At 38.3% G+C, this 6,000-nt stretch carries 6 protein-coding genes and 1 pseudogene; 4 read left to right on the forward strand and 3 right to left on the reverse strand.

Features of this window, described 5'->3' with window-relative positions:
* Positions 1 to 227: 227 nt before the first annotated feature.
* Complete coding sequence (locus ACE01T_RS04270) at positions 228 to 794, forward strand: FMN-dependent NADH-azoreductase (protein ID WP_300046028.1); 567 nt, start codon at positions 228 to 230, stop codon at positions 792 to 794.
* Positions 795 to 877: 83 nt separating this feature from the next.
* Here ACE01T_RS04270 and ACE01T_RS04275 read toward each other — a convergent pair whose 3' ends face one another.
* Complete coding sequence (locus tag ACE01T_RS04275; protein WP_395518812.1) at positions 878 to 1,789, reverse strand: alpha/beta hydrolase; 912 nt, start codon at positions 1,787 to 1,789, stop codon at positions 878 to 880.
* 154 nt (positions 1,790 to 1,943) lie between these two features.
* Between ACE01T_RS04275 and ACE01T_RS04280 the strand changes: the two genes are divergently transcribed.
* The gene (locus ACE01T_RS04280; RefSeq protein WP_086196549.1) at positions 1,944 to 2,381 is read left to right on the forward strand and encodes a DUF2147 domain-containing protein; all 438 of its coding nucleotides are present in this window, start codon (positions 1,944 to 1,946) and stop codon (positions 2,379 to 2,381) included.
* A 76-nt stretch (positions 2,382 to 2,457) separates the two neighbouring features.
* Here the strand turns inward: ACE01T_RS04280 and ACE01T_RS04285 are convergent, their stop codons facing one another.
* Complete coding sequence (locus ACE01T_RS04285) at positions 2,458 to 2,805, reverse strand: Spx/MgsR family RNA polymerase-binding regulatory protein (RefSeq protein ID WP_180044657.1); 348 nt, start codon at positions 2,803 to 2,805, stop codon at positions 2,458 to 2,460.
* 484 nt (positions 2,806 to 3,289) lie between these two features.
* Positions 3,290 to 4,108 (reverse strand): exodeoxyribonuclease III, encoded by an 819-nt coding sequence (locus ACE01T_RS04290; protein ID WP_395518814.1) that lies wholly within the window; start codon positions 4,106 to 4,108, stop codon positions 3,290 to 3,292.
* Positions 4,109 to 4,148: 40 nt separating this feature from the next.
* Here ACE01T_RS04290 and pyrE point away from each other — a divergent pair, with 40 nt between their 5' ends.
* Positions 4,149 to 4,799 (forward strand): orotate phosphoribosyltransferase, encoded by a 651-nt coding sequence (gene pyrE / locus ACE01T_RS04295; protein ID WP_395518813.1) that lies wholly within the window; start codon positions 4,149 to 4,151, stop codon positions 4,797 to 4,799.
* 966 nt (positions 4,800 to 5,765) lie between these two features.
* A pseudogene (locus ACE01T_RS04300) lies at positions 5,766 to 5,897 on the forward strand (MarR family winged helix-turn-helix transcriptional regulator); the annotation flags it as partial.
* Positions 5,898 to 6,000: the final 103 nt, after the last annotated feature.

Raw genomic sequence — 6,000 nt, forward strand, 5'->3', positions numbered from 1 at the left:
AAATCATAAATTAATGTGAAATAAGTAGATTTATTTTTAATAATTCACAACATAGCACGTTTTTTTAGTAATGGTTGTTTTTTGTACTTTTTGGTCTAAAAAGTACTTTTAGCTGAATTATTGTTGTATTAAATATGGAACGTTGTGTTGTATATAAATGTATTATTCTATTTTTAGTGGTCGATTAAAATGCCTACATTGAATAAATAAAGATGAAGGTAACAGCCATGAAAGTTTTACATATCGATTCCAGTATTTTAGGTGATGCTTCTGTTTCACGCCAATTGAGTCAGGCGATTGTCACTCAGTTGCAAGCCAAGCATGCAGATGCGACCGTAGAATATCTGGATTTGGCACAACAGCCCATTCCACATTTAACCGCTGAAATTTTGATGGGGCAAGATGCTGAACAGGCAGCCTTAGGCGAAAAAATTATTCAGCAATATCTGGATGCGGACGTGGTTGTAGTGGGTGCAGCAATGTATAACTTTGGCTTGCCATCTACGCTAAAAGCCTGGATTGACCGGATCAGTGTGGCCGGTAAAACCTTTAAATATACTGAAAATGGTCCTGTTGGTTTGGCTGGCGAGAAAAAAGCCTATATCGCCAGCAGTCGTGGCGGTGTGTATGGTGAAAATAGCCCGGTAGATTTTCAGGAAGGTTTTTTGAAAACTGTATTTAATTTCACCGGTGTGAACGATGTCGAAATTATTCGTGCAGAAGGCGTCAATATGGGTGCAGAGTCAAAAGATCAGGCAATTGCCAGCGCTTTAGCTCAGGTGCAAAGCCTGTAATGTGAAATCATCCTATCCATGATTCCTCTTGGGTCAGCTTCGGCTGACCTTTTTTATGGGATATGGTTCATCGCGGATTAAATTTAACTTTGATCCAATCCATGGGCAAATTCAGCCAGATCGGCCACTGCCTGTTTGGCTTCATCAAACCAGGCATGGAACATCTGAAAATTGTGCCACATGCCGGTATAAAGTTTAAAAGTCACTTCAACATTGGCCTGTTCTGCTTTTTCTTTAAAGCGCTGTGCATCATCCAGCAGAATTTCTTTCGATCCTACTTGTACCAGTGTAGGAGGTAATCCGGTTAAATCTGCAAACAGGGGAGAAATTGAGGGATGTGATTTATCCATCGATTTAGGAACGTAATAATCAATTCCGGTTTCTAAGGTTTCAATGGACAATAAGGCATCGTGTTTCTGGTTATAGCGTAAGGATTCACTGGTCAGGGTTAAATCTAAAAAGGGTGACAATAGCATCAGACCGCTGACCTGAGGCAGCTGTTCATCACGAATTTTAAGTGCCAAGGCTAAAGCCAGATTGGCACCACAGGAATCCCCAGACAAAATAATATCCTTGGCTTGTATGCCTTGGTCGAGCAAAATATTGTAAACATCAAACAGCGCATCCAGCGCTTCAGGAAAAGGCTGTTCAGGCGCGAGAGGATAATCTACGTGCAGCGCTTGCATTTGAGTCCGTGCCACCATGTCGGATACAAATGCCCGATGGGTATTTAAGGATCCTAAAAAGAATGCACCGCCGTGAATATGTAAAATAAGCTGTGTGGCCTCATTGTGCGGTTTGATTTCTTCAGCACGTAAACCGGCAAGACGGATTGGGCGAATACTGACATTTTTATTCTGCGGAAATAGACGGCACATTTGTTCAATGACAAAGCGTGCTGAATTTGGAGGTAAGTTAAACTGGCTTGGCAGACGGATGGTGGTTTTTAAAAAACTTTCTGTAATTAATTGTTTCCATAACGGATTTATCTTCATGTTTTTTCCATCTTGTTATATCTTTTGGGGGATAACTGGTTGTTTACCAATTCAAGTTACAAGATTACACTAAACGGTCACACGGAAGAATTGCAAATATGTTGTGACTTTTTAATACTAAGGCCGTCTACACTAGACTAGGAAACGAAAAAAAATGAAAAGAATTGCTCTTGCATTAGGATTGCTCGGATTAACAGCTTTGGCAAATGCTGCTGATCCTTTAAATGGAACAGTTTGGAAAACGATTGACGATAAAACAAAACAACCCAAAGCAATCGTAAAATTTACTGAACAAAAAAATGGCACATTGTCTGCGAGTATTCAAAAAGTTTTGACACCAGGCGAAGAACAGGCATGTAAAAAATGTGAAGGTCCATATCATAATAAATCTTTAAAAGGTTTAAAGATTGTTCACGGTCTTAAAAATGTCGGTGGTACAAGTTATGAAGAGGGTACTATCCTTGACCCTTCTTCAGGCAAAACCTACAAACTCAAAGGTGAACTGGCAAATGGCGGTAAAACGCTCGAATTACGCGGTTTTATTGGCGTATCTGTTTTAGGCCGTAACCAGACTTGGGTTCGCGCAAACTAAGTTTGCCTAGCCTAATGGATAAAACAAAAAAAGCCTGACAATCTCAGGCTTTTTTAATGCGGATGGTGCAGGAGGCTTACTTTAATGCCCGATACGCTTCTTCATCAAAGCCGACGATATAACCAGAAGCAGTTTCAAGCACAGGACGTTTGATTAAGCTGTTATGGCAGGTGAGCGCTTCAATGAGATTTTCTTCACTGCTTAAAGCTGTTTGTTGTTCCGCTTCGCTCAGTTTGCGCCAAGTGGTGCCTTTTTTATTCAGGATGACTTCCTGACCTTTGGCATCCAGCCATGTTTTTACCGTTTCAGCAGCAATGCCTTGTTTCTTGTAATCGTGAAACTCATAGGCAAGGCCAAGTTGATTAAGCAGGTCAAAGGCTTTTTTCATTGAATTACAGTTTTTGATACCATAAATCTTCAGCATAGGTGAATTATTCCATTTTCTATTCTTCAATAGCGTAACGAAAATCCATCAGAAGCTCTAGAGTGAATTAAATGATTAAAATTAAAAAATTCAGCTGTCATTAAACTGACATTTAGATTTGTAATTATAAAACTATAAATAAGAACCATATGATTATTCTAAATATATAGAAAATAGAAAAATATAGAAATAGAAAAGAAAAAAATAAAGATAACGAATAGAGAAAACCCGCATTCAATCATCCTGATTATGCGGGTCTCATTTCAACGTCCATTGTCACATCCTTGCAAAATAAGCTACCGAAGTGCTTTATTCTGTTTCATCCTACGGCATCCTATTCCTTTTCAGTCATCCTGACTTGTCCCTGTGCCGTGCGACAATAATGCACTTAAAACGTGTATATAAAAAGCAACAAATTCGACATCTTTTGTAATCTATATGCCTGTATTGAGTGAACAATGGTTCACTCAATGCGCATTATGGACTATATTTTATAATCAATAATCACCGGTGCATGGTCGCTAAACCAGGTCTCTTTATACACCCAGGCATTGACAGTACGGGCTTTCCAGTCTGGTGAGCAGGCTTGATAGTCAATGCGCCACCCGACGTTTTTGGCACGCGCCTGTCCGCGATTAGACCACCATGAATAAAGTTCGGCTTCCTTGCGCACTTCACGGAAAGTATCGACATAACCCAAATCATCATAAATATGATCGAGCCAGGCGCGTTCATGTGGCAGGCAGCCTGAAGATTTCTGGTTGCCCGACCAGTTTTTAATATCAATGCGTTTATGCACAATGTTGTAATCACCGCAGACGATGATCGATTTATCTTCATCCCGCCATTGTTTTAAGATGTCTTGATATTGATCCAAAAAGTGATCTTTACGCGCTTGGGCTTCTTCACCGGATGAACCTGAAGGCAAATACAGTGAACAGATGTATACAGGCTTGTCTAAACCGAGATTAAATTCGGCAGCGATAAAGCGCCCTTGAGAGTCGGCCAGTTCAAAGCCTAAACCATCTTTTACAGAGGCAAAAGGCAGGCGACTATAAATGGCGGTACCGGCATAGCCTGCACGTTCTGCCGGGAACAGGTGCGTGTACCAGCCTTCAGGTCTAAATTTTTCAGTCCACTGCGCATGGGTGATCCGGCTTTCCTGCATACAAATGACATCGGCATCTGACTGTTCCAGCCATTCCAGCAAGCCTTTGGTCACTGCTGAACGCAAGCCATTTACGTTAATTGAAACGACTCTTAGAATTTTTTGATCACTTGGATAGCTACTCTTTGGTATCATGCGCAAGTCTTACCTCTATTTATGAATTTTGGAGCACCTCATGACGTCGCAAGCGACTTTTAACCCTCAAGCTTTTATCGAACTTGCATTATCACGTGGTGTGCTTAAATTTGGTGAGTTTACTTTAAAATCGGGTCGTGTGAGTCCTTATTTTTTTAATGCGGGTTTGCTCAATGATGGCGATGCATTAACGCTACTGGCTTCAGGCTATGCAGACAAATTAACGGCATGTGACAATGTCGAAGTGATTTTTGGCCCGGCTTATAAGGGTATTCCATTTGTTGCTGCGACTGCCGTGGCATTGTCACAAAATCATGGTGTAAGTGTACCTTGGGGCTTTAACCGTAAAGAAGCCAAGGATCACGGTGAAGGCGGGGTGCTGGTTGGCGCATCGGTTGAAGGCAAAAAAGTCTGGATTATTGATGATGTCATTACTGCAGGTACAGCCATTCGTGAAGTGGTCACCATTCTTAAAAATGCTGGTGCGCAAATTGCCGGAGTATTGGTGGCTTTAGACCGTCAGGAAAAAGGACAGGGCGAATTGTCTGCCATTCAGGAGGTTCAAAAAGAACTGGAAATTCCAGTTCATGCCTTGATTACCATGAAAGATTTGATGGATTTCTTGGAAGCTAAAGGCGAAAAAGACGCTTTAGCGAAAATGGAAGCCTATCGTGTGAAATACGGCATCTGATCGGTCAATGATTAAAAAGGGAAGCCATGTGCTTCCTTTTTTGTCATTTTAAGAAAATGAGAGATGACTTAAAAAAATCGACTAAAAAAGTACTCAGGCCTTAAACAAAGCTCTCGCCATATTCATCTTTTGTTTGTTTTTAGGCTGAAAGAAGATGCCAATACATGCTATTGAAGTTGAGCACCGTTTTAATCTATACCCTCTAAACCGGTATTTATTCAGGGCTAAGACTAGAAGATTTAAGAGAGACTTGCCCCTTTTGCTCAGGCTCCGTATACGGATAGCTCTTAAAATTTTGCGACAAAGAAAACCCGATTTTTCAGAGTAAAATTCCACTTTAAATTTATTCTGTATAAAAATATCTAATAAATTCATGATTAGTTAATAAATTATACAAAATGCATATTGTAAGTTAGTAAAAATAGATTATTTTTCATTCGATTTTATAAGGTACTGTGATTTTATACCCTAAAGGTATAAAATTTTTATAGATAAAAATGCTAAATTAAACAGTATTTTATTTTTAATTATAAATATAAAAAGACTATAAATTAAATTATAACTTATTTTTTGAGAATAAAAGTGTAAAAAATGGAGGATTTTTCCAAAATAAATTACTGTAAACTTTGTCACATTTTTACACATTTTTACACATTTTCAGAAATAAAATGGCATTTTTTGTGATAGATCATTTAACCATTAAAATGATTTAATCGGCTTGCATAATAACAATAGATAAATATAAAAGGGATCTTCATTTAAACTTTGGCTCTCTAATTCTTTTTATAAAAAAGAGGCTCACAGAAGCGAAAAAGAATTAGAGAGTTAATATTACTTGAGAGTGAGTAGAAAAACTTAATATCAGATATTGAATTGATAAAAATGTAACCTAAAACTAAAGAAGCTAAAATACAATGCGTCTTTAAAATAATTTTAATGGTCTTAATATATTAAAAAGGTGAGATTATGGCAAAAAAGTACAATAAATTTTTATCTAGATCTGCAGATTTTAATTTAGAAAATTCTCTGTATCACTGGATTACTCAAGTACATGCTCAATATATACAAAATGTTGATCATGCATTAAAGAAATATGGTAGGACTTACGCATTGACGGATTCAAAAAAGTATTAAAATACTTTATAAAGCATCTGTGATCAGACGAATTAAAAATGCTTCTACAGCAACTTGTACTCTACCC

Origin of the sequence: Acinetobacter uliginosus (assembly GCF_044130295.1) — a bacterium.
Taxonomy (GTDB): domain Bacteria; phylum Pseudomonadota; class Gammaproteobacteria; order Pseudomonadales; family Moraxellaceae; genus Acinetobacter.